General features: G+C 50.2%; 2 protein-coding genes. Both read left to right on the forward strand.

The window, feature by feature from the left end; translation table 11 throughout:
• Window positions 1-51: 51 nt before the first annotated feature.
• The gene (locus tag L1N85_RS27010) at window positions 52-555 is read left to right on the forward strand and encodes a transposase (protein ID WP_268818502.1); all 504 of its coding nucleotides are present in this window, start codon (window positions 52-54) and stop codon (window positions 553-555) included.
• A partial coding sequence (locus L1N85_RS27015) for a DDE-type integrase/transposase/recombinase (RefSeq protein ID WP_235242100.1) occupies window positions 552-1,136 on the forward strand: 585 nt, incomplete at its 3' end. The genes L1N85_RS27010 and L1N85_RS27015, both read left to right, overlap by 4 nt.

Here is a 1,136-nt window from a genome sequence, read left to right on the forward strand (position 1 = left end):
TACCCCACAAATCAAAGTATAGTGAGGATAACGATGACGAGGTGAGAGATTATGAAGCCAGTGAACAAGAAATTGAAACAGAGTATTGTGCAACGAATGTTGCCGCCGAATAATGAATCCGTTAGTCAGATCGCTCGTGAGAACGGCATATCGGAAACGACGTTATATAAGTGGAAAAAAGCAGCTAAGTCGAATGGAGCAATCACCCCCAGCGGTAACAGTGGACAACCTACAGAACGATGGAGCACGCGTGAAAAGTTCGCCATTGTTGTAGAAACAGCTACGTTAAGTGAGATTGAGTTGTCGGAATATTGCCGCACTAAAGGGTTGTTCGTCGAACAGGTAGAGGCTTGGCGTGATGCTTGTATGCAAGCCAACGGCGGGATCGCTGAGCAAGCGAGTAAGCTCCAAAAGGATCTCCGCGCAAAGGAGCAAGAGAACAAAGCGTTAAGTCGTGAGCTGCGGCGGAAAGAAGCAGCACTCGCAGAAACGGCTGCCTTATTGGTGCTGAGAAAAAAGGCCCAAGCGATCTGGGGGGACCAAGAGGACGAATGATCAGTGCCTCAGATCGTCAGCTAGCCGTATCACTGATTCAAGAAGCGATTGATGCCGGGGCAAGAGAGCGACTTGCCTGTAAAGAACTAGGGCTGACGCAAAGAACCTTACAGCGATGGCGCCAGAATGGTGTACGTGAAGATGGGCGACCGCATGCGAAACGTCCGAAGCCTGCCCACAAGCTCAGTGAGGATGAAGAGCAACAGATACTCGACGTCATTCATCAACCGGAATTTCAAAGTTTGCCTCCCAGTCAAATTGTCCCTGCGCTAGCCGATGAGGGAACGTATATCGCATCGGAATCGAGCTTTTATCGCGTGATGCATAAGCATAAACAGCAGCAGCATCGTGGACGGAGCAAGAAGCGAACCGCGAAACCGCTGACCAGTCACCGAGCAACCGCACCTAACCAAGTCTGGATGTGGGATATTACGTGGCTGCCAGGGCCGGTTAAAGGCTTGTTCTTCTACCTTTATCTCGTGCTGGATTTGTATAGTCGCAAAATTGTCGGTTGGGAGATTTGGGAGGAAGAGTCAGCTGAGCATGCCAGTCAATTGATTCGCAGAACCGTGCTAAGTGAG

Origin of the sequence: Paenibacillus alkaliterrae (assembly GCF_021532375.1) — a bacterium.
Taxonomy (GTDB): domain Bacteria; phylum Bacillota; class Bacilli; order Paenibacillales; family Paenibacillaceae; genus Pristimantibacillus; species Pristimantibacillus alkaliterrae.

Bases quoted from the DNA above. Each gene is read 5' to 3' on its own strand.
- L1N85_RS27010 (WP_268818502.1), top strand. From the start codon at position 52: ATGAAGCCAGTGAACAAGAAATTGAAACAGAGTATTGTGCAACGAATG.